This window comes from Dehalococcoidia bacterium, assembly GCA_028711995.1.
Classification (GTDB): Bacteria; Chloroflexota; Dehalococcoidia; order SZUA-161; family SpSt-899; genus JAQTRE01.
This window is the reverse complement of sequence record JAQTRE010000008.1, coordinates 1-24,011: the sequence shown is the minus strand read 5'-3', so window position 1 is coordinate 24,011 and position 24,011 is coordinate 1. Positions and strand designations below refer to the sequence as shown.

Here is a 24,011-nt window from a genome sequence, read left to right as displayed (position 1 = left end):
CAAAGCAAAGGCTCCAGGTCGAACAGGACTGGGGCCTTTTTCGTTATTCTCTGAGGCGGACTTGAGGTATCCATTTCAGCACGCCGGGGAGATACCAGTTGCGCGTTCCCAGAAGCTGCATGATGGAGGGCACCAGGATGCAGCGAACGATGGTAGCATCCAGGAACACAGCCACTGCCATGCCGAACCCCAGCTGTTGCAACATGACCAGGTCTCCCGAAGCAAAGGCGGCGAGAATAGCCACCATTATGAATGCCGCTCCGGTAATAATGCTCCCGGTTGAACTCAGCCCAAAGGCCACCGATTCCGCGTTATCCCCGGTGAGCTCATAGCGCTCCCGGATACGGCTGAGCAGAAAGACATTGTAATCCATCGAAAGGCCGAACAGAATGCAGAAGAGGAATATCGGAACCCACGCCTCGAACTTGTCGATTGACTGCAACCCCAGAACACCGGCCCCGAATCCCTTCTGGAAAACAAGCACCACCAGCCCATACGTTGCACCTACGGCAAGAAGGTTCATCAGGATGGAGGTGAGTGGAATCACGATGGAGTGAAAAACCACCGTGAGGAAAACGAAGCTCAGGATCAGGACAAAGATCAGCACGATGGGCAAATAGTTGCCGGTGATGTCAACATAGTCGATATTTCCAGCGGTCTTCCCGGTTACCAGCACTTCTGCATCAACTCCATTGAACGCTTCTGGAATATAGTCGGCGCGCAGTTTCCTAACAGCATCGATGGCTTGCTCGCTCGTCGGGTCGCCGACCACCGGACAGGAGAGTTCAGCCATATCTCTGCCAGTATTGACCTGCAGAGTGGGCGTCCCATAAAAGGAAGAGTCTGTGGCCAGCATTGTCTTGAGACGCTCAATTCCGCCTTGCACCGAAGGCGAGTCGATATCTCCATCGATGGCAACCCGGGCCGGACTGACCAGTCCAAAGGAAAAATCCTTTTCCAGAATCAGGTAAGCCTGTTTGGACTCCATGCGATCCGGCAATGAGCTGACTCCTGCTGCCCCGAGGTGAAATCCAGATAGAGGCACAATGGCGGCAATCAATATGCCAGCTGCTAGGATCAGGTTGAGTAACGGGCGCTTCATTACTGACCGGGCAATTGCATTCCACAAACCATCCTTGTTGGCTTCGGCTTGAGCATCCAGACGCCTTCCCAGTATCGGCACGTGCAGACTGTTGATGCGATCGCCCACCAGACTCAGCACGGCCGGAAGCAGAGTGAGTGTTGTCAGAATAGAAACGATCACTACAAAGATAGAGCCGGCCGCAAGGCTGGTGAAAACCGTGATCGGGACGATCATCATGCCAAGCAACGCCAGCACAACTGTTATTCCACTGAAGAGCACTGCTCGGGTGGCTGTGGCGGCTGAGGCGACAATCGCATCCGTCTTCTCCCGCCCGCGGGAGCGTTCTTCTCGGTATCGAGATACGATGAAAAGCGAATAGTCAATTCCCAACGCAAAGCCCATGGCGACAATCATGTTGGTGACAAAAGTGGAGAACTCGTAGGCCTGCCCCAAAACGGCCACAATGCCCAATGCAATGACAATGGCTATCATTGCCAGCAGCAGCGGAACGAGTGCTGCCACCACAGCGCCGAAAACCAGTAATAGAATCAATAGAGCGACCGGTATGCCCAATATCTCAGCCGTCTGCATATCCTTGCGAGCCGCCTCATTGATATTATGATTAAGGCTGGCATCGCCGGTCATCAGAACCTGAAACTGATCTCCGGAGTGGTTCTGCTCAAGAATGCGGTGCACCTTGCCGATATTCTGCCGGGCGTCATTCAGGTTGCCAGTCATGGCCAAAGTGATAAGGGTGGTGTGACGATCCGAGGAAACCATCTGATTGGAACCAATCAGGTAGTAGTTCAGTCCTCGGCTGATGACATCCGGGCCAAGGGCCATAATTTCGCCGTAAAGCTGTTGGACCTCTTCACGAAATGCAGCGTCATCGACGGTGAGGGTCTTCGAGGTGATAATGACCACTTCATTGGCTTTTCTCTCCCCCGTCAATCGCTGCTCGAGGAGTTCACTGGCGCGCTTGGATTCCGGGTTTCCGGTGAATCTGATTTCACTGGTGGTGGCATCACCGAGGAAAGCACTTATGAGACCGAGGGAGATGAGCAGTACGCCGACCCAAATCCCAATTGTGAGCCATGGGTGGTTTGCGCAACTCCGCGCCAGTGATTCGGTAGGAAGGGAGAGTCTTCTCACGCCGATGGTTCCTGCGAATTCGAGATGTTGAGAGCCGACAACTCAAGCCACAGGCTTTGTGTGGATGAGTGATCTCAATCTGCCCAATAGTATAGCACAAAAAAGACGCCATATTTACGAAAAGGAGACTGTTGAAAAGAGGTGATGCGGTCTTTTGGTTCCGAGCCCTTACCTCGACCGATGTCATGAATCTGATGTATGACTGAAGGGAATTTGATCCATCTCACCCTGATCGCCGCACGAATGGGGGTTAGATGGCCTGCCCTCAACCTACACCGGGGTTGAGTTGGACTATTTCAGCAGCCTAGTATCTACCAGGGCTGAATTTGCCGCTGAAGGACTTCGCCCTCTTGGGACCACGAGAGCCATTGCCGATTCCCCTGCTGGAAAGAGGGAGGGCCTGAACAACGTTGATTGTCGTATCCTTCCAGGTTTTCCCATTGAGGGCAGTAATCGCTGCTTGACCCTCAGATAGCGACGTCATCTCCACAAATCCGTGCCCCCGGGATTGACCGCCGCTGACATACTTACCATCCACGATAGTCGCAAACAGGACTTCTCCGAAAGCCACAAACTCTTGGCGCAGCTCTTCCTCAGTGACTTCAAGAGATAAGTTGCCCACATAGATATTCATATCGGCCTCCTTCCGCGTCAACAGGATAATGTTTGGCCCATTGCCAATCACCAAGGCCCGGATTGATCGCCTTCCGGAGTTAGTGAATACTTTGTCTGATCAAAAACGAAAAAAGGTTTCTAAAGAACCTCTGATTGCTTAGTGCAGGAAACTTTCTGCCGAGAGTTGGGTGCCTCTGTCAGGGCTCGTTTTATCGCGCCCTGACCATGATGAGAGGCGGGTAACTTCAGGGCTCACCCTAATATCTTCCCCCTGGTCTTCCTCCTCTGTTGAAACCGCCACCACCACCGCGCCGATCTCCCTGAGAAGGGCCGCCCCTGTTCTCAGTACGCTCTCGAGCTGCGTTCACATTGAGAGTCCGGTCCTTCAGCATCTTTCCATTAAGAGCGGCAATTGCAGCCTGACCCTCTGATATCGAGGGCATTTCAACAAAGGCATATCCCCTGGATCGCCCGCTAAATTTATCCATGATGATATCGGCCGATGTCACTGCTCCGAACGCCTTAAACTCTTGCAGTAGTTCTTCCTGTGTCATGTCATAGGACAAATTGCCCACATAGATTTTCATATTCTGCTCCTTTATGCTAGATTTTGGTGATATCACGCTGATCGCTTTGCCCCCAGCTGCTTGAAATGACTCCGATCAGCAACGGATGGCAGGGGCACACACAGAGCCAACTATTCGCAACACTACCTGTTCGGTTTGGCTTTACGATAGCAATCGCTGCAGTAAACGGGTTTGTCTCCACGTGGTTCAAACGGCACTTCGGTTTTCTTGCCACACTCGGCGCATGTTGCGGGGAACATCTGGCGATTGGCCCCATAGGTGCTGCCTGGGTTACGCTCTTGCTTCTTAGCCTGACGGCATGAAGGGCAACGCTTGGGCTGATTGACATAGCCTTTGGATTGGAAGAAATCTTGGTCCTCTGCACTGAAAGTGAACGTGGCCCCACAATCGGCACACTGGAGGGACTTGTCTTGAAAACTCACCGGATAACCTCCTCTGTTGGGGAATTCTAGTTAGAGTTCGGTCATCCAACACGCGAGGGAATTGGGATGATCAGTAAATAGCAGCCCAAACTGAAACTAACAAAAGTATTATACACCAAATTGGCCTGCTTTGCGAATGTGAGTGTCTGCCCCCGGATCGTAAGGGCAATCGCAGGGGATGACCTACTGCCCAACATGCTACCGGTTCAACGGCAGGTGTCGTTTTCTTCCAGCAGATCGGGGAAGTGATTGAGAGGTGTTTGGGATCAAGAGGGTTTATCGCTTTTTAAGAGGAGGTCATCCAGCGCAAGTAATGACCTGCCGCTGGCCGCCAGCAACGCAACGGCTGCAATAAGGAGGAAAATGTCTATGGCGATGGCTTGCCAGACCGGGAGTGTAATCACGTCTCCAAAACAGCTGCCGCATTGTTCATCTCCCCTCACCAGAGAGGTGATGTTGGCGATCATGAAGCTGACGCACATCAGAAGTGCAATCACAGCGCCGGGTCGGATCAGTACTCCCAGCAACAGGTATGACCCCACCAGAATCTCCACCCAGGGGAGGGCATTGGCATAGGCTGCTGCCAGAGCATCGGGCAGAAGGTCATAGCTTTTGACAATATCCACAAACTCGGTATGGTGGGGAAACTTGAAAATTGCCGACAGCATGAACGTCCCGCCGACGAACAGACGGAGGAAAAGGTGTAAATAGGGGTTCTGGAGGAAGGGCGCAATGCGGCTCAATGAACTTCCTCTGTCTGTTTGGTCTTTGTCAGTTCATCTTCGATGGCCCCAATCAGATCATCCAATGTGCCCGGGGACTTCTGATATTCCTTGCCGTTGATAAACAACGCCACCTCTCCAACCCCTCTGCCTGCCGCCGACTCCTTAGCGGCACGGACTTTCTCGGCAAATTTCCTGCTGTCAATTGCTGCGGTGAACGTCTCCGTATTCAAACCTGCTGCTTCAGCTACAGCCACAAGCTCTGCCATGTTCTCGGGTGCATCCTCTACCATCCGGTTGTGCATCTCCCAGAACTTCCCTTGCTCACCTGCTGCTTCAAGTCCTTGGGCGAGCGTGAGTCCGAAATCGGAGTACGGATAGGGGTGGTATTCAAACCGAACCTGTCCGGGGTACATTCCCAAGGCTTGCAGAGCAAACTGCTCTTTTTCCCGACAAATGTGTCAGGTGAAGTCCGGGAATGTTTCAATAATTAGAGCGGCATCTTCGGGGCCAAGGCACCATCCATCGCATATTGTATTGCCATCGTCTGAGAGAACCTGGGAAGTCTCGCTGTTCCAGAGGAAGATGCCCGCAATAACGGCAAGAACTGTTATTGCCAGAACGGTTGCCAGATATCGACCTGTCGCCATATTCCGATCTAAACCTCTCTTAAGGGCCCGAATCCCACTGCCATGAGTCCATTATCGCTAACGAGTTCATGATTTACAAGAGAGTAGGCACCAAGGTGAAGTGTGACAAAGCGGCAGCAATTGACAATAGACATGGCTGTTGAATATACTACGCCTTAGATTCGACGGCCATTCGTATTTAGGGTGCTGACATGTCATCGAAAAATCCATTATCGGATGAAGAGAGGCTGAAACAGATCATTGCTGATTCGCTGAGGTATCAGGATCAGCGAGAGAGGACTTACAGAGAGCGGGCGCTCAAGATGTTCCCCTGGGTCTGTGCGTGGTGCGGACGTGAATTTTCCGGGGTAAGACTTCGCGAACTCACAGTTCATCACAAAGATCACAACCACGAAAACAATCCGCCGGATGGCAGCAACTGGGAGCTTCTGTGCATCTATTGTCACGAGCAGATGCACGCGCAGCGGGCCAAGGTCGATCCCAACGATATCATGCCCGGCAAGCAGAAGCCGCCTGCCACCTTCCAACCTTTCGCTAACCTCAAGAATCTGTTGAATATCGAAGACCCATCGAGCAGGGAAGAGAGCGGCAAAGAAGGGTGATTGTCAGTGTAATCTCGCAACCGCTTATCCGATGTTCTGGTGTAGCGTTTCAGTAACGGCTTTAGAACGTCCGTCATTCCGGACTTGATAAGCCTGCCCCGTACTTGATACGGGGGAATCCAGGCTTCGTCATATGGATTCCCGCTTTCGCGGGAATGACAATATCATTATCTAAACATCCAAAAGGTCCCCTAGTCCATCCTTCTCAGCTCAAAAATCACCGGGTTCCCCGGATCCGGGCAAGCCACAGTGACCCTACCTTTATCCTTCTCCCAGGGAAACGACCCGCCGAACTGCAAGGTTGTGGCAAAGGGGAAGAGGGTGTAATATGCCCAGGCGCACATCTTCGGCGGGGTCTCCTGACCGATGATAAACTCCTCCCCGACTCTGTGTCCGGCAGAACATGTGCCCTGCTGTGAGATTACTTTAGCGATAACTTCTTTCACTCTCCACCATCCTTTCTTGAGATCGCACGGCAATGCACCCTATTTCAGCAACCTTCTCCGCATCAACACCAGCGACAGGCAGAAGAAAATCGCTGTTATGGCCATCATGAGCAGCAGGCTCCACAGAACAACTATGTCCATTTCGCCCCGGACCAGCGAGCGGGTGGCGTGAGCCACCGGCGTGAGCGGGGCAATCCAGCTCAGGGTTCGCACCATTGAGGGGAACTCGTCCAGAGGGAAGAAGATGCCGCTGAAATAGAACATCGGCGTGATGAAAAGGGTGAAAAAATAGTTGAAGCTGCTGATCGAAGGGACTATCGAGGTAAAGGTGAATGCAATGGATGCGAACATCAGACCTGAGATCAAGCTCAGCGGCAGAGCCAGAAGGGCCATGTACGAATGAATTAGCCCGAACATTGTAGCGATGATCATCACCGCAAGGGTAGTGATAAAAGCCCGGGTAGCTCCCCAGAATATCTCTCCGGCGACCACATCTTCCACGCTCAAGGGTGTGGAAATAATGGCGTCGTAAGTTCTCTGGTAATCCAATCGGACAAAGCTGCCGTAGGTGCATTCGAAGACAGCGCTGAACATGGCATATCCGGCGATGATGCCGGGAGCGATGAACTCGATATAACTCTGATCATCGATTACGCCCAGATAAGCGCCGAGTCCGAATCCCATAGCCACCAGCACCATCAGCGGTTCCGCCAGCAGTCCCGGCACCTCGCTGCCCGCTAGGGCAAGAAAGACATCCCGATTGCGCTGCCACACATGGAACGCGGCCGGCGAAAACATCCTCATTCCTCCAGCGCCCTCCCGGTAAGTCTGAGGAAAACATCTTCAAGTGTAGGTATCCTTCGGCTGATGATGATCAGCTTGTTCTTAAGGTCGGCGGGGAGTTCAGGCCCGTCTGATTCGAAGATATAGAGCGTGTCTCCGAGTTCCTGCCAGAAGAGCCCCTGTTGCTTCAACCCCGCTTCCAGAGAGACCCTTTCAGCCGAGTTGAGTTTGGCTTCGATGATTTGGCTGCCGCCGTATCTGTCAATAAGCTCCCGAGGCGTTCCCAGAGCCATGATCCTGCCCTCGTTCATTATCGCCAGGCGGTCGCAGAGGACGGCTGCCTCCTCCATATTCTGTGTTGTCAGCAGCAGGGTGGTATTCTGCTCTTTTAAGGACTTCAGCTTTTGCCAGACCATGTGTCTGGTCTGCGGGTCCAGGCCGACTGTTGGTTCATCCAGTACCAGGATACGAGGCTGATTTATCAGGGCCCGCGCAATGAGCAAGCGCCTTTTCATTCCGCCGGAGAGCTCCCTTATCTTGGCCTTCTGCCGACCGGCAAGCTCGAAAAGCTCCAGATTCGCCAGCGCCCGTTGTTTGGCCTCGGCTGAGGGAATATCGAAATAGCGAGAAAAGACGAGAAGGTTTTTGAGTACACCGAAATCTGGATCGAGATTATCTTCCTGCGGCACCACGCCAATGAGGGCCTTTATTTGACGCGGCTTTCTGGAGACGTCCATGTCCGCCACCCGGGCTTCCCCATCCGTAATGGGAAGCACCCCGGTGACCATTTTGATCAGCGTTGTCTTGCCGGCGCCGTTTGGCCCCAAAAGCCCGAAACACTCGCCAGCTTCGATGCGGAGATCGACGCCGTTCACGGCAGTGATGTCTTTATACCGTTTGACGATGCTTCTGGTCTCGATGATGATCATAGGATTTAGGGAATCTTGATCAACTCCCTGCCCCCCAATCATGGGGGAAGAGGGTATATTTGGGGGACACCCCCAAACCCCCGGCAGAAAGAATCCTGCCCCAGTAATCATAGGCTTCTTAGCTATCAGAGATCAGCTGATTCAGCTCTTTATGGCCAACACGTATGCGCGATAGAAGATCAGTTCTACCTTTCCATCTTTGCCAGCTTGTTCAGCAAAGGAGCGCTTTACGATCCCCCGGCAATGATCTACGTAATTTTCGTCTATGGGTACACTGTAGTATTGCTGATTGAGAAAACCTGCCGCCGCGCCCGTATCGAAGATGGCGAAAACTTCTTCGGGAGTGTGAAAACTCACTACCTTTTCGATCAGCGCATGCTCGACCTTGAACCCGAAAGACTCAAACAAGGACCGGTATTCCTCGGATGTGTCGTACATCACCCAGGGGTCATGGAAGTGGGCAAATGTTCCTTTCGCCGCAGGGTCTTTTCTGATGCTTTCGATGGCCCGTTCGAAGTTAGGTGAGGGGATCTTACGCGCCGGGGACAGTTTTGCCGGAGCCTGAATTCCCATTCGCCCCTGCTTTTTGAGCGCCCGGTAGCAACTCTCTAAAACAGGTCCCGGGGGGTTAAACCACTGAAACGCGGAATTGCAGAAGATAGCATCGAACTCGCCGGCATAACTGAACTTCTCCGCCGGACTCATTTCAAAAGAGATGCCGGAGACGCCGTGTTTTCGTCTCGCCTCCTCGATCATTCCTTCCGCCGAGTCTATGGCGGTCACTCTGCCACAGGTCAGCTTTCTGATCTGACAGGTAAGATCGCCTGGCCCGCATCCAATGTCCAGAACGTCGTCAGTCTCCTTTATGGCCAGTAGTTCGAGCAGCTTCCCACTGGCTGACTTTTGAACCAGAGAGGCATTTCCGTATTGACCGGCTGTTTTGGAAAAATCGATCGATTTCATGACGGCACCTTCAAATCCAGGGTGTTTCCCCTGGTAATTTCCGGGCGAACTCGATCATTTCATCCTTCTCAGCAATGTGCGTGCCTACGGTGCCTTTGTGTCCCACTACGATATCTTCAAAATAGGCAATATCCATGAACTCTCCTTAATAAACTTGATTCAGTCCGCGTCACAGTTGCAGAATCTGGGTGGCATTCTGCAGGGATGTCCCCCTTGCCCGGGATGGATGTCAGACCGGAAAACGTGCCAGTCCATCCAGATCGAGGGTCGCAAAGTAGTCGTCGATGGTTTCGGCTCTCCTGATTTGCACTACCTCTCCGCTGGGGCGTAAGAGCAACTCTGCGGAACGCAGCTTGCCATTGTAGTTGAAGCCCATCGCGTGGCCGTGAGCGCCGGCATCGTGAATCACAACCAGGTCGCCGGGTTCAAGTTCGGGCAGTTGGCGATCGATGGCGAATTTATCGTTGTTTTCACAGAGCGAGCCCGTGACGTCATAGGTTATGTTGTGCGGAGCCTTCTCCTTCCCCACAACAGTAATGTGATGATACGCGCCGTAGAGGGCAGGCCTCATCAGATTGGCCATGCACGCATCGAGACCGGCAAAGTTTTTGTACGTATTCTTGATGTGCCTGACCCGGGACACTAGATAGCCATAAGGCCCCGTGATCATGCGCCCACATTCCATGTACAATCTCAGCGGAGCCAGTCCGTTGGCGGCGATAATCCTTTCGTAGCGCTCCTGTATTCCTCGGCTCACCACATCGAGATCAACTGCCTGCTGGTCGAGTTTGTAGGGGATTCCTATTCCTCCGCCGATATTAACAAATTCAATCAGAATTCCCAACTTTCGATAAACCTCAACCACCAGATTGAAGAGGATTTCGGCAGTATCTACAAAGTAGTGGGCATCGAGCTCATTGGATGCCACCATGGTATGAATCCCAAACCGCTTGACGCCTTTATCCCGGGCTATGCGATAGCCCTCAAAGAGTTGCTCCCTGGTGAATCCGTACTTGGCCTCCTCCGGACTGCCGATGATGACATTGCCTCTTTTGAGCGAACCCGGATTGTATCGAAAGCAGATTAACTCGGGAAGGCCCGCATGCTTTTCCAAAAACGGGATATGGGTGATATCGTCCAGGTTAATGATCGCGCCCAACTCTTTTGCCTTCCGAAACTCCTCTGCCGGGGTATCATTGGACGTGAACATGATATCCTCGCCGCTGATTCCCACCTTCTCCGCCAGTGCCAGTTCCGCCAGAGAACTACAATCCGCGCCAAATCCCTCCGCCAGAAGAATTTTCATGATATAGGGATTGGGCGTTGCCTTGACGGCAAAGTACTCCTTGAAGCCCTTGTTCCAGGAAAAAACTTGGCTGAGCTTTCGAGCATTCTCCCTCATGGCCGCTTCGTCATAGATGTGAAACGGTGTGGGATATCTCTGCACAATGGGTTCCAATTGCTCTTTGTCAAACGGGAGGTCTTTTGTTGCCATATTAGGTCTCCTTGCAGAGTCTATTATAACACGCCGGCACGGCTGAATTGAGATTGGGAAAAGGTCCCAATTCATTTATTGGTATGGCTTTATGCCGGAAAATCCGTATCTCTTGCGGCGCATGAAATCGAGGGGCACAAATACGGCAGAGGCTTCCGGGTTTTCCATCTGATTGGGAATGATGCCGAATGGGAGCATAATAATGGGGAAAAGCAGAACGGAGCAGATCACTCTCAATTGTTGGCAGCATAGGGGGCCAGAGGGCTGATGCGAATTGAGCCAGATATTGTCTAAACAATGGCATAACTATTGATGATCTCGCTTGCCCGCGTGGTGAAATCAAAGGGATGCTATTGCTGGTGGCCTCAGCGTGCATGGCTCGATGAGTATCACGGAAACGCAGTTCACACCTCGGAGCAATGCCACCCCAACGTCATTGTCTGACAGGCTATTCGGTGTCATCATTAGGGCGCGATACTGAATTGATCAATCATATTGCCTTCAAGATCGTAAGCCGTAACTGTAATATCGAGAGTGCTGGTGCTCACACAAACATAGTGCAGCACCTTCTGTGTTTTCAGCCGACTCACTTTAGTCATATCATAACCGTATTCTCCGGCCAATTCTTTGGGGCTGGCGGGGGACTTCAGCTTTGCACCAACCCCTCCCGTAGTGACCTGCATCAGTCCATCATAGCCGAAGCTGGCGTAGAAATGTTCATGCCCACAAAAAAGGATATCCACACCGGATTTAACCAGCAGCGCGCCTAGTTGATCTCTCATGGCAGGATACTTGTCCAGCGATCCTCCCAAATGAGACCCTAAAGGATAAAGCGGCGCATGTACGAATACGAAAATATGGAGCTGTCTGGTGCTGGCGAGGTCGGCCTCCAGCCATCTGAATTGCTCCTGCGAGAGGGTATGCTCATATCCCGGCATGAAAGCATCGAGAATCACAAAATGGCTGTCTCCCTGATCGAAAGAATAGTAAGTGCTCGTATTTTGAAAGATTAGCTCTTTGGTTACATTCCACCCTCCTCCCCGGGCGTCGTGGTTCCCCATGACCGGGTGCATCGGTATTCGCAGGGTTGCCACATCTCCCAGAAACGATTCTGCTTGGTTTCTGACGCCGCGCGCAAAGAAGGTGTCGCCGGTGTACATGTCTCCCACGTGGAAAGCCATCGGCACGTCGATTTGATTTATCAGGCCGGGCAGCTTATCGAAGTCGGGGGAGATCGTCCAGAGAGGATCAAAACTGCCCTGAGAATCACCGAATACCACGAAGTCCGCATGGCAATCGGAGGGCGCAGCGGGATTCTGCGGCCAGGACTCCACAAACATTGCCCTGGCAATGCCTCCTGATACGTCAAACATCAGTATCAAGAGCAGGATTACAAACCCACATCTCCACAGGATGAGTATGCCTATTTTCACACTTCAACTCTCCGTTCGGTTGATCTCCCGGACAATTTCACCAGTCCCCAGTTGGGATTGTACCGCCTCTTTTCAGTTCCATCATGTGATCCGGATGACGCAGGCAATGAGTCTGCCCACCGATTTATTCTGCCAACAACAGCTTTCCCAGGTGAGAAATGATAGAGCTATAAGTTTAGTATATCTACGAAGGTTAATAAAGCGATGAGACAAAGATAAGAAAGCTCTTAACTTCGAAGGGTCCGGAGCGGGAAGATATCAATGGTTGGCCGGATGGGGATAAGCGGCTATTGAGGATTTCTTGGCAGTTCCACGGTGAAAATGGTCCCTTGGCCCGGTTTGCTATCCACGGCAATGGTGCCATGATGGCTGCGAGCCAGCTCATAGACAATGGATAATCCCAGTCCCGCACCACCGGTATCCCGAGACCGGGCCGTTTCCACCCTGTAGAACCGGTCAAAAAGGAAGGGGAGATGCTCCTCTGGAATGCCCGGTCCGGTATCGCTGACCGAAATACGAATTCTTTCAAGAGTAGCTTCAGCTTCTAATACAACCCGGCCGCCGGGCGGGGTATACTTGATGGCATTATCAAGCAGGTTAAGGAAGAGACGGATGAGATGATCGGCGTCGCCCTGCATGGTGATGTCCGGGGGGACTTTCTCCGTCAGATTGATCCCTTTCAAATCGGCCGATGGTCGCATTTGGTCGGCTATGGCTCCAAGCAGGTCGCTCAGATCAACCCTTTCAAATCGCGGCTGAAGCCGACCCTGTCCCAACCGGGCCAATAACAGCAGGTCACCGCTCAGGCGAGTGAGGCGGTCCACTTCTTCCTGAAGGTCCTGCAACGTGTCCCGGTACTCCTCTTGAGACCTGTATCGGCTTAGAGCAACTTCAATTTGCCCTTTCAGAGCCGCCAGCGGGGTGCGCAACTCATGAGCGGCATCGGTGGTAAAACGCTTCTCGCGCTCGAAAGATGCCTGCAGTTGATCCAGCATACGGTCAAAAGTGTTCGCCAGTTCCCCAATCTCATTCTCGGATCCCTGGTGGCCGATTCGCTGCGTCAGGTCTCCACCGGAAATAGCTCGCATCTTCACACCCATGCGCCGGAGCGGCCGGAAGACTTGAATATTGAGTAAGAAGATCAGGCCACCCAAAACCAACGCGATCTCTGTGCTGGCCGCAGCAATGATGGTCCAGCGGACTTCTACGAGGTCCTCGTGAAGCTCGTCCAGGGAGACCTTTACATTAATGCTGCCCAGCTTCTGGCCATCGATCGTCAGCGGCGTGGTGACACTTAAGAAGCGGTGGGCTTCAAAGAAATGAGGCTCTGGTGATGCCTCGATTGGCGTACCGGAAGGAGCCGGGCGGCCTTCATGTTCGGGATTACGCCCCGTGAATACGACGGGCCCTCCCCTGCTCAGGGCTTCCAGAAGCACTTCATGTTCCCGAGTGGACGTCTCCCTGATGTTACCGGGGATGTTGCTGGCAACGATTGCCGACCCATCATCCTTCAACAGTATGACATTCACTTCAATAGCGTTCCGGAGAGCCGATGAAAGGGTATTGATCCTCTCCTGCAGCCCGGGAATATCTCTTGCTTCAGCCAGCGGGACAATACCCGCCTCCTCCAGGGCGCTTGACAACAGAAGGCCCTCATGCTCGAGTTCGATTCGGGTGGATTTTTCAAACTGGTCGAGAGTGTATGCTGCCAGCAAAACCATTGCTGCCAGAACAAGAATAAAGACCAGAAGGAGAACGCGCAGTTGAATGGAATGCGGAGCAAGAGCCTTGAATCTCTCTTTGGCGGAGGCTTTAGTCCGAAATGGCATCCACCTATTCATCCTCTGCCTCTGTACTGACGAGACGATAGCCGATGCCACGCACCGTACGAATGATTGGCGGGGCTCCGGCCCTGTCCAGTTTGCGTCGCAGGTAGCCTACATATACATCCACCACATTGGAATCGGTGTTGAAATCGATGTTCCAGACGTGTTCTGCTATCTGGGTGCGGGAGACAGCCTGGTTGATGTGGCGCATCATGTATTCCAACAGCGCGAATTCCCGAGCGCTCAGTTCAATGCGCCTTCCGGCGTAGCGCACCTCATGCCGGATCGTATCCAACTCCAATGCCTCAATGGTCAGAACAGCCTGCGCCTGCAGGGGAGGCCGCCGCAGCAGGGTTCGAATACGCGCCAGCAATTCGGAGAATGCAAAGGGCTTGATCAGATAATCATCGGCACCCATTTCAAGCCCCAGCACCCGGTCTTCCACGGTGTCACGGGCAGTGAGAAAAATTACGGGGGTTTTGATTCCCCGACTGCGTAGCTCCCGAACGATGGAAATGCCGTCTTTTCCCGGCAGCATGATGTCCAGCACAATCACATCGTAGGTATAGCTGATGGCGAATTCCAACCCACTATTACCGTCCTGTGCCAGATCAACGGAATAGCCCGCCTCGATCAGGCCCCGTTTGACGAATAATGCGATATTGGACTCGTCTTCGACAACCAGAATCCGCATCGGCAGATGCCCCCAATTGAAATGGCAAATCCTTAAAACCTAGTTTACATCACCGTGGAATCAGTGGCAAATCCACCGTACAAAATCGGAATACCCTGAGGGCTCACAGTATCGCTCCTCTTGGGGTGGTGGCAATAGATGCATTCAACTAAAGTATAATGCTAAAATAAGCGCAAGAAAACCACGGTGCAGACCATGTCTAATGACTCAAAAGGCAACCCATTGTGCGCAGTGCCCCAGGGAAAGTATGTCTTCCTGATAATTCTGGGCGTGTTGGCATTTCTCACCATCGAAGCGGTGAGGCTGGACTGGTTCTCCTGGGATTTGGCCATAACCGAATGGATTCAAAGAGTAGATGCCGAAGACTTTCTGGGTCCTTTGGTCAACTTCAACAATCGCATGGGTGTTGTGGGGGTGGCGGGGATAACAGGGTTGGCGGCCATTGTATGGCTGTGGCTGAAAGGCCAGCGTGCCGAGGCCGTATTCGTAGGGCTAGTAGGAGTCGCCGATTTTCTGAACCCGGTGCTGCGATATCTCATAGATCGACCCAGACCGGCGACTGATTTGGTAGTCGTTTATCGACCGAATGGTGACTGCAGCTTTCCCAGCGGTACGGCGATGCACGTTTTCATGTTCTGCGGGATTCTGATCTATCTGGTTCTCCGTTTGTTCAAACCCGGGTTCTGGCGCACCGCCATTTGTGTCCTTCTGGGCCTCTATATCCCGATGATGGGACTGTGGTTGATTTACCGCGGGATTCATTGGCCCAGCGATGTTCTTGGGGGGTATATCTACGGGGCTGTGTTCCTCTGGGCAATTATCTGGGGACATCAGAGATACATCGCCTGGAGACGCCGCTACCCCAGGGACCACATTCCGGTCCAATGTATTCCTGCACCTATACGGCCCTTCGCCTGGATTTTGAAGATGGTTTACTGATCAAAGCCTCTTTTGTCCGACTGCACCCGGGGAAACTTCTCCCATCTTCGAAATTGGCACCTATTCAAGAGTTGCCTTTGTTCAAGTGCAAGCTTTTCCCTATCGCCCCAGTCAGATTGCCTAATTCATATTGCAGTGAGGCCAGTACATTTATGGCCTTGATGCAAAGGTGTTCCAGACGCGAATCGGTGCCGCCAAACAACGGCACATGAGAGCCGAACCGGGATGCCTGAAAACGGGCCAGAAAGATAGAAAGATCGGGATTAGCAGAGGACATCTGCGCGGGGTAAGCCATGATTCCTACGTGGGGGAGTACTCCGACCCAAAACGCGTATCGGTAGGATATTCCTGTTTTCCTGTTCTTCAGCTTTCGATATAGCGTATAGCCTGTTCTTAACAATGGAGAGATGAAAATAGCCGCCAGGATTTCAGGGGAACCCAGATAGACAGCCAGCCAAACAACAGCTGCATAGCCAATGACCGGAGGTTCTAACGCCTGAAGTCCCAGCTGGACCAAAAAGCCTTTCAGATATTCCGCCGAAGAGGGCGACTGAACATCCTTTCTCAACTGGGCTACCTCCGCTTCAGTCAGCCGCCCTGAGTTCTGCCAATCATTGATGTTCTGGTTCACGAAGCGTTCGGTTTCCTCTCGCAGCCGGTTCTCCGAGAAAAGCGCGTAGTAAAACAGGCGAAGCGACCATGTCACGGTTTGTATCAGGCGTTGGCCGAGCTTCTTCAGTGAGCCTGGAATGCTCAAAGGCAGGGAACAGAGTTCTCTGGCGAAATCCCATGAAGCGTAGCCGAAAAAGCGCAATCGGGATGTCTTGAGATGCTCGGCCTTTTCTGCCGATATCCGCCCGGTTATCTGCCAGTAATCGATAAGGCCCTGACGGATTTTCGCTCGCAACAGCGGGGCAGTTATCAGGCGATGTCTGTGGCTGAATATAGCGGGTTCGCTTTCCTTCCACGCCCTGGTAAAGTATTCTAACTGCTCTACATAGCCATTCAGTGTCTGTACTCGATCCTCCCCGAGCCGATCAACGAGTTCCACACGGTTGCCATCCACATATTTGTGGAGCGTGGTGAAATCAACATCATCGAACAGAGGAACTGAGCCGATTTTGAGTGCCTGCCAAAGATAATGGGGCCGGATTAGCGCTGGAAATGCCGATTCCACATCAATCAATATCCACTCGTTGCTCGCATCTCTACGCAGATTGCTGGTTGGCACGGAGAGGGTCTTATCCACCTGCCATTCCGAGCCTGTGAATCCAGCCTGGTGAAACTTGTCCTTGAACCTGTCCAGCTGAGCGACAGCCTCATCGATCTCCCAATTCGAGTTTTTTTCTCTGCTGAACTTCGATCTGGTGATTGTTTTGAAGAATCGAGTCGGATAGTTGTGGAGCAAGCGGCGGAAGAATCGTCGGTTAATTGGGCCTGGTCTGGGACCTCTCCCTTCGATATATTCTGTGCCCAATACAAAGGCTTTTTCTTCTTCATGCCAGCGGGTATAGTAGGCATCAGCGACCAGCGGTCTGCCAAACCAGAGCTCTGTTAAATCCCGCAGCACTTTTCTGCGAAACAGGGACGCGCGGACTGCGCTTTCCCTTGCCTCATATGGTGGAGGGGCTTGAAAAAATATTCGATAGACCAAACCCCGGGCAGATGTGGAGAGGCCTTGTTGAGTCTTAAATACTTTTTCCGCGTATAGCTTGCCTGTCCGATTATCTCTGACTAAATATACTTCGGCCGCTCTGCCGCCACCCAGTCTAGCCAGAAATTCCAGCGCCAATTCGCCTTTTGAACCATCGGGATAAGTTACTTCTATTTGGCCCGCAGGCTGCCCCTTTCGAGGATGAATAGGCATTTGGCTTAGATTAAACACTTCAGCTCCAATTGTCAACGCCTCTGACACTGTCAATGCGAGAGGGGCTGCTATTGTTTAGATGACCGGGGTAAGCCGCAGCAATGCTCCTGTAAGACGGTAATTGAAGTTGATGCAACTATTGATTGAGGGCTGAAACCAAGACTCAGCTTGTCTCCTTGGTTTAGAGAAAATCGTACAGAGGAAATGCGCTGCACTTCCTTATCCTCAGAGCGCCTATCGCCAATGATGGAGTGCCCGATACCGTAGAGATGAATGCATGGTGTAATGCTCTTCTTGCTCTTGAAGGATTAAAGATTAATCCTCGCCACAGAGGCGGCCAGTTCCCAAGAGTATTCATAGAGATGAAGTCCCTTGCTGACGCAGATCATCTCCCCATCCTCCACTCCGATCTCACCAGCCATATATTCTTTGAGAAGCTGGAGGCCGCCGAGATTGGTGGGAAACCCGGCCCATAAATCCCAGCTTCTGAAGTAGATAATAAAGTGTAGCTTGCCATATCGGATCCGGGTATCGACCATCCTCAGGCATGGGGGATGCTCCAGATCGAGGGATTCCTTGCCTCCGACCGTCATGCACAGTTGATTGCACTCTGGTCCGTCGTTCTTGTAGCGGTGGATCACCGTATCGATTTGGGGAGCCAGATATTGACCGTAAGTATATTGCTCATGCGGCTGAATGGCATCCGTGATGAGATAGGACATGTATTCGTTGATGTAGTTATCGCTGGTCGGTGGAGGTACACCCTGGGGGACATCCGGCACAAGCGGTCTGTTCCCTGGCTGTTTGATGTGGATTACTGCAAAGTCGAGTTCTCTTCTCTTTGCCCCCTCGAAGCTTCCCTTATCGATCACGTACTGATAGCCTTCCTGCAGTACTTTGCGGCAGGAATGGAAGAAGGCCTCCGACAGGTCTCTTCCTTCGATCATGCTGATTTGCATGTGTCAATTCTAGCAATTATATATGGGGAGGTGCAACATCGGCCAGGACGGAAACTCCACCAAATCGGCACACTCTCGACGAGAGCAGTTCCCGGCCCATATTCACTGATCAGCGGGAGCCCGTCGGATGGGAAATTAGCCGCGTGCCCCGCCTTTCTTCGGATGGAAGTTGTTGAAGCCAAGCCAGCTTTTGGCAGTACTGACATCATTGAAGACGATTACTATTTCCGGCGAATGAAGGATGGTCATGCCTTCATAGAATTTGGCCAAATTCCAGGCGTGCATATCGCTCAACGATACGACGATGCCGCACCGATGCGGTGTGGGCCAGGTTTTTGATTCCTTGCGCCGCTCCAGCACCTTCGATATATCGTCCGTTGTGACCTGCCTCAAAGCGCCAGGCTGAATCTCCAGCAACTCGGCGATGGGAGGCTTGATCCGTTCATCAATGGCGTGGGCCACTTCGTATTCGACAAATTCTGGGCCTGTCACGGAACCACTAGCGACCGCATGGATGAAGTGTCCATCATCGGAGATTGAATATTTGATTGGCATTTTGGCCTCCTTTCACTCGGAGAATGATTAAGACGTTGCCCATATTGGGTGAAACATTGCACCGACCGAAGTCGGCTGGTCTTTGTCCGGATGACGGCTGGCTCATCACTTTGTCAGAGAGCCTACCGTGCCACTGGCTACGCCATTCTGCCAGATTACTTGCTACTCCGGCGTTCTGAACATATCAATCACATTAATGAGCCTGGATTTATCGGGCACCACGAGTTTGGTATTTTTCTCCAGGGAAGCCTGCGCCACCTGAAGCTGTTTGAGATTCTGAGCGTTGCCGACGAAGAACTTATCGGCTGCCACAGAGACTGTCTCGATGGCTTTGGCTTCGCCATCGGCGCGGAGGATGGCCGCTTGCCTCTCGCCTTCGGCCAGCAGAATCGACTGTTGCCTGAGACCTTCAGCTTTCAGGATGGCATTCTGCTTGTCTCCTTCGGCTTCCAGTATCTGCTTCTGGCGATAGGCCTCTGCCGTTAGAATTGTGGCTCGTTTTTCCCGTTCGGCCTTCATCTGCTTGCTCATCGCATCCGAGATATCCCGAGGGGGTTCGATGGCTTTCACTTCCACACGGGTGACCTTCACTCCCCATTTGTCGGTAGCCTCATCGAGGGTATTGCGGAGGGAGGCATTGATACGCTCCCTTGAGGTCAATGATTCATCCAGACTCATATCGCCGACCAGGTTACGAAGATTGGTTTGCGCCAGCTTGCTGATGGCGATGTAGAAGTTGGCCACTTCGTAGCTGACCTTTTTGGCATCCGTAACGTAGTAATAGATGACTGCATCCACGGTCACGGTGACATTGTCCTTGGTGATGACCGGCTGCGGCTCCACGTCCAGGACACTCTCTCGCAAGTCTACCCTGCCCATGAGGGAATCCGCAAAGGGGATAATAAATCGAAGTCCGGGATCCAGCGTCTCCTTATAGCGCCCGAACCTCTCCACAATCCCTTTTTGTGCCTGGTGAATGATGACGATGGATTTGGCAAGCGTGATCACCGCCAGCAATGCGATCACAACCAGTACGACGATTAGTGCGATTACCATTTTCAGCTACTCCTTTCGCTTTTCGTGACCAGCAGAGTCACTCCACTGATACCCGTAACCTCTATCCCAATCCCTTCAGCAATCTGCCCTTCGGCTCTGGCCCTCCACTCCTCATGCCCAACCTTGACCAGTCCATCCACGTTCTCTGAAATTGCCTTCAATACGGTCCCCTGCATGCCTATCAGCGCATCGATATTCGTCCTTTCTTCTTTGACCAGCATGCGCCGGTGAATATATCTTCTGCCGAATGCCACATATGCCAATGAGAGCAGGCTGACGATCACAGCAGTCAGCACCCAGGAATCGGCTGGCCATGTGACCAATCCCCCGATAACAAAGGCGGATCCCATGATGACGAGATCGAGCCCTGTATCCACTCCAATCAGCAGCTCCAATATGGCCAGAAATAGTCCCGCTACAATGAAAATCAACCATAGCCAACTATCGAGAAACTCCAATCCTTTGCCCTCCTATCAATTCGCGCGAATCAACCGCGTCATCTGACTCCGTTTTTCGCCCGCCGATTTTTGATGGCGACTGCAGGAAATATCTCTGAGTTGTCCCATATTACCATAGATACGGCTCATTGTCACGGGTCCAAGGGGCTGCCTTGCTGGGCTCCCTGGCGGAAAAATCGAGATATCCCTCTACTGAAGTACCTTGAGCCGAAATCTTCCGGCCATCGACTCTCTCGGCTCCAGCACCTGTATCCCTGTGCCCGCTTGACCCTGGGCGAACAAGTTGAACCCGTTCGTCACATGGGAAACAGGTTCGACGGCAAAATAAGGTTTGTCCGGCGGGGTGAAAACCACCACGTGCCCCAGAACAGGGGCGCAGTCCAGCCGAAGTTGCACCCCTGCACCGGGATAAACAATGGTTGCCTGACCCGTCCAGCCTCCAAAGCAGTGATTGATATCGCGCTTGTCAATTGAAGCGAGACGGGAAAAATCCTGTTCTCTGGTCACCAAGGCCATCGGGCCTCCGGGCAAAGGAGGATATACTCCTGCAACGTGAAGCTGCAGTTGGGCTTCATCAACACCATGTGCGCCAAAGGCTCGATTGAAATAGGGGTGAAATCCGAATCCGGCGGGCATCGGAGTGTTTCCTGAATTGGTGAGCATCAATGTGGTATCGAAATCAGTCTCTGACAACTCGTAGTGGATTTGAGCGGTGAGGGGAAAGGGGAAATTGAAGTCGGAGAAATCCCTGGAATCTATCTCGCATGTAACTGCGGCGGGACGTTTGGCGATGACCTTCCAGGGTCGGCGGCGCACATCACCATGAATGGCATAACCTTCCGGCGTGTTGGCCCGCAGAGGATAGTGGTGTCCCTGAAACCTAAAGGTAGCCTCCGGAATGCGATTGGACCACGGAAGAAGCGTGAAGGAAGCCATCAGGGAAGGATTGAGAGCTGCGATCGCCTCCGGGGGCGTCTCTCTGAGAAGGGGAAGCCAGACGCCGCCAAACCGCCTGGCAAAGGTCACCACGCTCGCCCCTGCTTCCGGAAGGATTTCAAGCCGGAGAGAACCGGTTTCAAGTGTCACCGTTGACATCTTTCAGGGCTCCTGCCGCTTGGGTGAGAACAAATCGGACTCAGTTTTCAGGGTCCTCCTGTATGTTGCCCGGGATGAATGTCTGGCAAGGCTGTTCGGATTGAACGGCCCTCATAAAAGTGACCGTGTTATCCACATAGGATCTGATGCTGCCTGAAACTGTATCATACAGAGCAGATACAACTGGCTCCGGGTCCTGCTTTAGGAAATCGAACATTCCGAGCCAATTGACACAGTAGTGTGTGGCATTACCTTTCTTGAGGGGAATGTTGTAACGGACCACGATGTTGTGATTCCGAATCGGCCGGTCAATCATGTTATTTTGCTTGAGATAGGTTTCCATGGAGTTGTGCAAGACGGCGCCATACAGGCCCACCTCTTGTTCCAGCAGGTATGCATCGGTCAATGGTTTCCCGAAATGCAGCGACTTTTCAAAGTCCGCCGTCTGCATCCCATATGCCAACGAGCCCTTCATGGGAATGCCCTGGATGAGCGACGCAGCAAGCAACCATGAGGCCGATAATAATATCTTTCTGGCGCAGGCCTTGGAATCATTTTGGGAGACGAACAAGATGGAATCAGAAAAGAATACGGGCAGGATGGGGACATCCATAGAACGGCGCGCTTTCTTCCTTGGGCCGGAATCCTCTTGACGGTTGAGCAATCGCCTGGCCTCGTTCTCTATCAGATCCACTCGCTCCCTCAGTTTGATCATCTTGTCCAATACGGTGTTGTGGCCATTGCGGTAGACCATTTCCTTGAATCCCATGATATCAAAATAGGCAACAAAACGCTTGGTTGTCGGTTTCCATGTCTGCATGTTTCTCTCCAACATCTCTCAAAAGCCATCCTAGTTTATTATAGTTCAGGGGCTTTCGATGGGACAAGACAAGCCATAACCAGCAGCTCCTTGCCGGTGTTTCGTATCTGGTGGATCTCATTAGCGGGGATGAAAATCACACTGCCGGGCTTGACTGGGTTCCCTTTGCCATCGCTGTAAACTTCGCCCTTGCCGGAATGGATGAACATCTCATGTTCCCAATCATGGGAGTGATTGGGCGTATATCCTCCGGCGGAAATCTCAAAGACTCGCATGCAGAAATTGGTCGCGCCGTCTGCTTTGCCGATGACCACTCGCGCATCCACCCCTTTCGCCTGATCGTTTTCGAGGTGCGTTGCTTTGACATCGATGTACTGTATGAGCTTCATTAAATCCTCCTTAGATATGGGCCTCCACTTCCAACCGTACCATTTTAACATGGCTGCACCATAGCTTGTCTACCGGATGTTTTTTGAGGTATCCGTCCACACATTCGAAGATGAACTTCTCGCGCTTATCGGCCGGGACACGATGCGTGTAGGGCATCCACGTGGTGCGAATCCAGCCTGCCAGGCCTTCTCGTCCATGGTGGGTCATGTCCTTTTCCACCAGTTCCAATCGCATGGGGTGAAAGCCTGCTTCGGTTAACCAGCGTTCGTATTTGGATGGAGAGTAGAAGAAGTAAGGAAAGGAGAAATCCTCAAAGTGAGGAGCCCAGCGGGGCTCTCGGATCAGTTCATCTATCACCGCAAACACATCGGCTGCGTTGCCTTGGCCGCCGCAGGATATTATCAGCCGACCCTGCGGCTTCAAGAGACGCGCACAGCCGAGAAGGAATGCCCGATGGTCTTCCACCCAGTGGAGGGTGGCGTTCGAGAAGATGACGTCGAACCGTCGGGTATGGGCCAACTCTCGGGCATCCATTTGTTCGAACTGCAAATTGGGGTAAAGAGAAGGTGGATAGTGCAGCCGGGCATAGTCGATAAACGCACTGCTGCTGTCGATGCCGAGCACGAAGCCTTGGGGCACGACCGTGGCGAATTCCGCGGTGACTTTGCCGTCGCCGCAACCGACGTCCAGCAGCGCTTCATTCCCTGCCAGATTGAGTCTAGAGATAAATTCCCGGGCCCATGCCAACTGAGCGCCGGAGTTTCTGGCGTAGTCTTCAGGGTTCCAATCCATAATTCATCAAAAACTCATCCATCCCGGATTCAGAGAACCGTGCCGGATCCCATGGTTCGTCCATCACCCGATCGCTGAATCGGTCATCGAGGACGTAGATGCAAGCAATCAGCGTGCTTCCATCGGGTAACCGGCATCCCGCCAAGGCCCGCTGAAAGTGGGGACCTTCGAATTCATCGATCCGTTTGAGATCGTTGAAGTTCACATTGGGATAAGCGATTCCGTTCACAAAGTCGGTATCGTCTCCCGGAACCATCGCCGGATAGACTTCCCCTTTCATCTTTTGCCGTTTGTAGCCGAACACCCTGGCTTCCTTCTTTTCATATGTGCCGCTGACCACTTTCGACCAGACGGGATCGAACATCAGAGTACCATAGGTGAAAACGTGCATACCCATAATCTAAGCAGCTCTAGCTAAGAGCCAATCAACCCCCTTGCCCCCACTCTTGGGGAAGAAAAAGAAATTTAGGGGACACCCCTAAAACCTCGGCAGAGAAGTGTCTCTGCACTCTCGAAGCCCCCTCTCTCTCGAAATAACAATAGCCTTTTACTTTAAGTGGGTATGCACTTTACTCAACCATATACCATATGTTGTGGATGGCCTCCTACGATCATTTGACGCGGCACGGGGGCACAAGCTATTGCCTGCTCCATCAGGCGGTAGAAGAGTAAACCTC

General features: G+C 52.5%; 29 protein-coding genes. 2 read left to right on the top strand and 27 right to left on the bottom strand.

Going from position 1 to position 24,011, the window contains the following annotated elements:
* Positions 1–43: 43 nt before the first annotated feature.
* The 7 genes from PHV74_02720 to PHV74_02690 form a co-directional block, all read right to left on the bottom strand.
* On the bottom strand, positions 44–2,236 hold the full coding sequence (locus PHV74_02720) for an MMPL family transporter (GenBank protein MDD5093278.1): 2,193 nt from the start codon (positions 2,234–2,236) through the stop codon (positions 44–46).
* A gap of 304 nt (positions 2,237–2,540) precedes the next feature.
* Entirely contained in the window at positions 2,541–2,870 is a 330-nt protein-coding gene (locus PHV74_02715) for an RNA-binding protein (GenBank protein MDD5093277.1), read from the bottom strand.
* A 238-nt stretch (positions 2,871–3,108) separates the two neighbouring features.
* Positions 3,109–3,438: an RNA-binding protein gene (locus tag PHV74_02710; protein MDD5093276.1), complete on the bottom strand. Its 330-nt coding sequence runs from the start codon at positions 3,436–3,438 to the stop codon at positions 3,109–3,111.
* Between the two features lie 122 nt (positions 3,439–3,560).
* Entirely contained in the window at positions 3,561–3,860 is a 300-nt protein-coding gene (locus tag PHV74_02705) for a zinc-ribbon domain containing protein (GenBank protein MDD5093275.1), read from the bottom strand.
* Positions 3,861–4,126: 266 nt separating this feature from the next.
* Positions 4,127–4,603 carry a DoxX family membrane protein gene (locus PHV74_02700; GenBank protein ID MDD5093274.1) on the bottom strand — a complete coding sequence of 159 codons (477 nt, stop codon included), beginning with the start codon at positions 4,601–4,603 and terminating at the stop codon, positions 4,127–4,129.
* On the bottom strand, positions 4,600–5,040 hold the full coding sequence (locus PHV74_02695; protein MDD5093273.1) for a thioredoxin domain-containing protein: 441 nt from the start codon (positions 5,038–5,040) through the stop codon (positions 4,600–4,602). The genes PHV74_02700 and PHV74_02695 overlap by 4 nt, the downstream gene beginning before the upstream one ends.
* 3 nt (positions 5,041–5,043) lie before the next feature.
* Positions 5,044–5,232 (bottom strand): hypothetical protein, encoded by a 189-nt coding sequence (locus tag PHV74_02690; protein ID MDD5093272.1) that lies wholly within the window; start codon positions 5,230–5,232, stop codon positions 5,044–5,046.
* Between the two features lie 191 nt (positions 5,233–5,423).
* On the opposite strand from PHV74_02690, the gene PHV74_02685 reads away from it, so the two are divergent.
* Positions 5,424–5,834 (top strand): YajD family HNH nuclease, encoded by a 411-nt coding sequence (locus PHV74_02685; protein ID MDD5093271.1) that lies wholly within the window; start codon positions 5,424–5,426, stop codon positions 5,832–5,834.
* Positions 5,835–6,025: 191 nt separating this feature from the next.
* On the opposite strand, the gene PHV74_02680 is transcribed toward PHV74_02685, so the two are convergent.
* The 10 genes from PHV74_02680 to PHV74_02635 form a co-directional block, all read right to left on the bottom strand.
* Positions 6,026–6,280: a TIGR04076 family protein gene (locus PHV74_02680; GenBank protein ID MDD5093270.1), complete on the bottom strand. Its 255-nt coding sequence runs from the start codon at positions 6,278–6,280 to the stop codon at positions 6,026–6,028.
* Between the two features lie 39 nt (positions 6,281–6,319).
* The gene (locus tag PHV74_02675) at positions 6,320–7,078 is read right to left on the bottom strand and encodes an ABC transporter permease (GenBank protein ID MDD5093269.1); all 759 of its coding nucleotides are present in this window, start codon (positions 7,076–7,078) and stop codon (positions 6,320–6,322) included.
* 2 nt (positions 7,079–7,080) lie between these two features.
* Positions 7,081–7,992, bottom strand: a complete 912-nt coding sequence (locus PHV74_02670) for an ABC transporter ATP-binding protein (protein MDD5093268.1) — start codon at positions 7,990–7,992, stop codon at positions 7,081–7,083.
* A gap of 141 nt (positions 7,993–8,133) precedes the next feature.
* Positions 8,134–8,955: a class I SAM-dependent methyltransferase gene (locus PHV74_02665; GenBank protein MDD5093267.1), complete on the bottom strand. Its 822-nt coding sequence runs from the start codon at positions 8,953–8,955 to the stop codon at positions 8,134–8,136.
* Positions 8,956–8,965: 10 nt separating this feature from the next.
* Positions 8,966–9,091, bottom strand: coding sequence for a hypothetical protein (locus tag PHV74_02660; GenBank protein ID MDD5093266.1), 126 nt, complete (start codon positions 9,089–9,091; stop codon positions 8,966–8,968).
* 93 nt (positions 9,092–9,184) lie between these two features.
* Positions 9,185–10,450 (bottom strand): diaminopimelate decarboxylase, encoded by a 1,266-nt coding sequence (locus tag PHV74_02655; protein MDD5093265.1) that lies wholly within the window; start codon positions 10,448–10,450, stop codon positions 9,185–9,187.
* Positions 10,451–10,525: 75 nt separating this feature from the next.
* A complete protein-coding gene (locus tag PHV74_02650; GenBank protein MDD5093264.1) occupies positions 10,526–10,681 on the bottom strand; it encodes a hypothetical protein in 156 nt (51 codons plus the stop codon).
* A 233-nt stretch (positions 10,682–10,914) separates the two neighbouring features.
* Entirely contained in the window at positions 10,915–11,883 is a 969-nt protein-coding gene (locus PHV74_02645; GenBank protein ID MDD5093263.1) for a metallophosphoesterase, read from the bottom strand.
* Between the two features lie 287 nt (positions 11,884–12,170).
* A complete protein-coding gene (locus tag PHV74_02640) occupies positions 12,171–13,712 on the bottom strand; it encodes an ATP-binding protein (GenBank protein MDD5093262.1) in 1,542 nt (513 codons plus the stop codon).
* Between the two features lie 4 nt (positions 13,713–13,716).
* Positions 13,717–14,403 (bottom strand): response regulator transcription factor, encoded by a 687-nt coding sequence (locus tag PHV74_02635; GenBank protein MDD5093261.1) that lies wholly within the window; start codon positions 14,401–14,403, stop codon positions 13,717–13,719.
* Between the two features lie 195 nt (positions 14,404–14,598).
* Between PHV74_02635 and PHV74_02630 the strand changes: the two genes are divergently transcribed.
* On the top strand, positions 14,599–15,342 hold the full coding sequence (locus PHV74_02630) for a phosphatase PAP2 family protein (GenBank protein MDD5093260.1): 744 nt from the start codon (positions 14,599–14,601) through the stop codon (positions 15,340–15,342).
* Between the two features lie 64 nt (positions 15,343–15,406).
* Here the strand turns inward: PHV74_02630 and PHV74_02625 are convergent, their stop codons facing one another.
* The 10 genes from PHV74_02625 to PHV74_02580 all read right to left on the bottom strand — a co-directional run bounded on the left by PHV74_02625 (position 15,407) and on the right by PHV74_02580 (position 23,731).
* Complete coding sequence (locus tag PHV74_02625) at positions 15,407–17,227, bottom strand: hypothetical protein (protein ID MDD5093259.1); 1,821 nt, start codon at positions 17,225–17,227, stop codon at positions 15,407–15,409.
* A 290-nt stretch (positions 17,228–17,517) separates the two neighbouring features.
* The gene (locus tag PHV74_02620) at positions 17,518–18,168 is read right to left on the bottom strand and encodes a thymidylate synthase (GenBank protein ID MDD5093258.1); all 651 of its coding nucleotides are present in this window, start codon (positions 18,166–18,168) and stop codon (positions 17,518–17,520) included.
* A 135-nt stretch (positions 18,169–18,303) separates the two neighbouring features.
* Entirely contained in the window at positions 18,304–18,723 is a 420-nt protein-coding gene (locus PHV74_02615) for a hypothetical protein (GenBank protein MDD5093257.1), read from the bottom strand.
* 162 nt (positions 18,724–18,885) lie between these two features.
* A complete protein-coding gene (locus PHV74_02610; protein MDD5093256.1) occupies positions 18,886–19,779 on the bottom strand; it encodes an SPFH/Band 7/PHB domain protein in 894 nt (297 codons plus the stop codon).
* 2 nt (positions 19,780–19,781) lie between these two features.
* Positions 19,782–20,237 (bottom strand): NfeD family protein, encoded by a 456-nt coding sequence (locus PHV74_02605; GenBank protein MDD5093255.1) that lies wholly within the window; start codon positions 20,235–20,237, stop codon positions 19,782–19,784.
* Positions 20,238–20,426: 189 nt separating this feature from the next.
* Complete coding sequence (locus PHV74_02600; protein ID MDD5093254.1) at positions 20,427–21,332, bottom strand: aldose 1-epimerase; 906 nt, start codon at positions 21,330–21,332, stop codon at positions 20,427–20,429.
* Positions 21,333–21,372: 40 nt separating this feature from the next.
* Positions 21,373–22,152 carry a hypothetical protein gene (locus tag PHV74_02595; protein ID MDD5093253.1) on the bottom strand — a complete coding sequence of 260 codons (780 nt, stop codon included), beginning with the start codon at positions 22,150–22,152 and terminating at the stop codon, positions 21,373–21,375.
* Positions 22,153–22,190: 38 nt separating this feature from the next.
* Complete coding sequence (locus PHV74_02590; GenBank protein ID MDD5093252.1) at positions 22,191–22,541, bottom strand: cupin domain-containing protein; 351 nt, start codon at positions 22,539–22,541, stop codon at positions 22,191–22,193.
* A 10-nt stretch (positions 22,542–22,551) separates the two neighbouring features.
* The gene (locus PHV74_02585; protein MDD5093251.1) at positions 22,552–23,334 is read right to left on the bottom strand and encodes a methyltransferase domain-containing protein; all 783 of its coding nucleotides are present in this window, start codon (positions 23,332–23,334) and stop codon (positions 22,552–22,554) included.
* Positions 23,318–23,731, bottom strand: a complete 414-nt coding sequence (locus tag PHV74_02580) for a gamma-glutamylcyclotransferase (protein ID MDD5093250.1) — start codon at positions 23,729–23,731, stop codon at positions 23,318–23,320. The genes PHV74_02585 and PHV74_02580 overlap by 17 nt, the downstream gene beginning before the upstream one ends.
* Positions 23,732–24,011 lie beyond the last annotated feature (280 nt).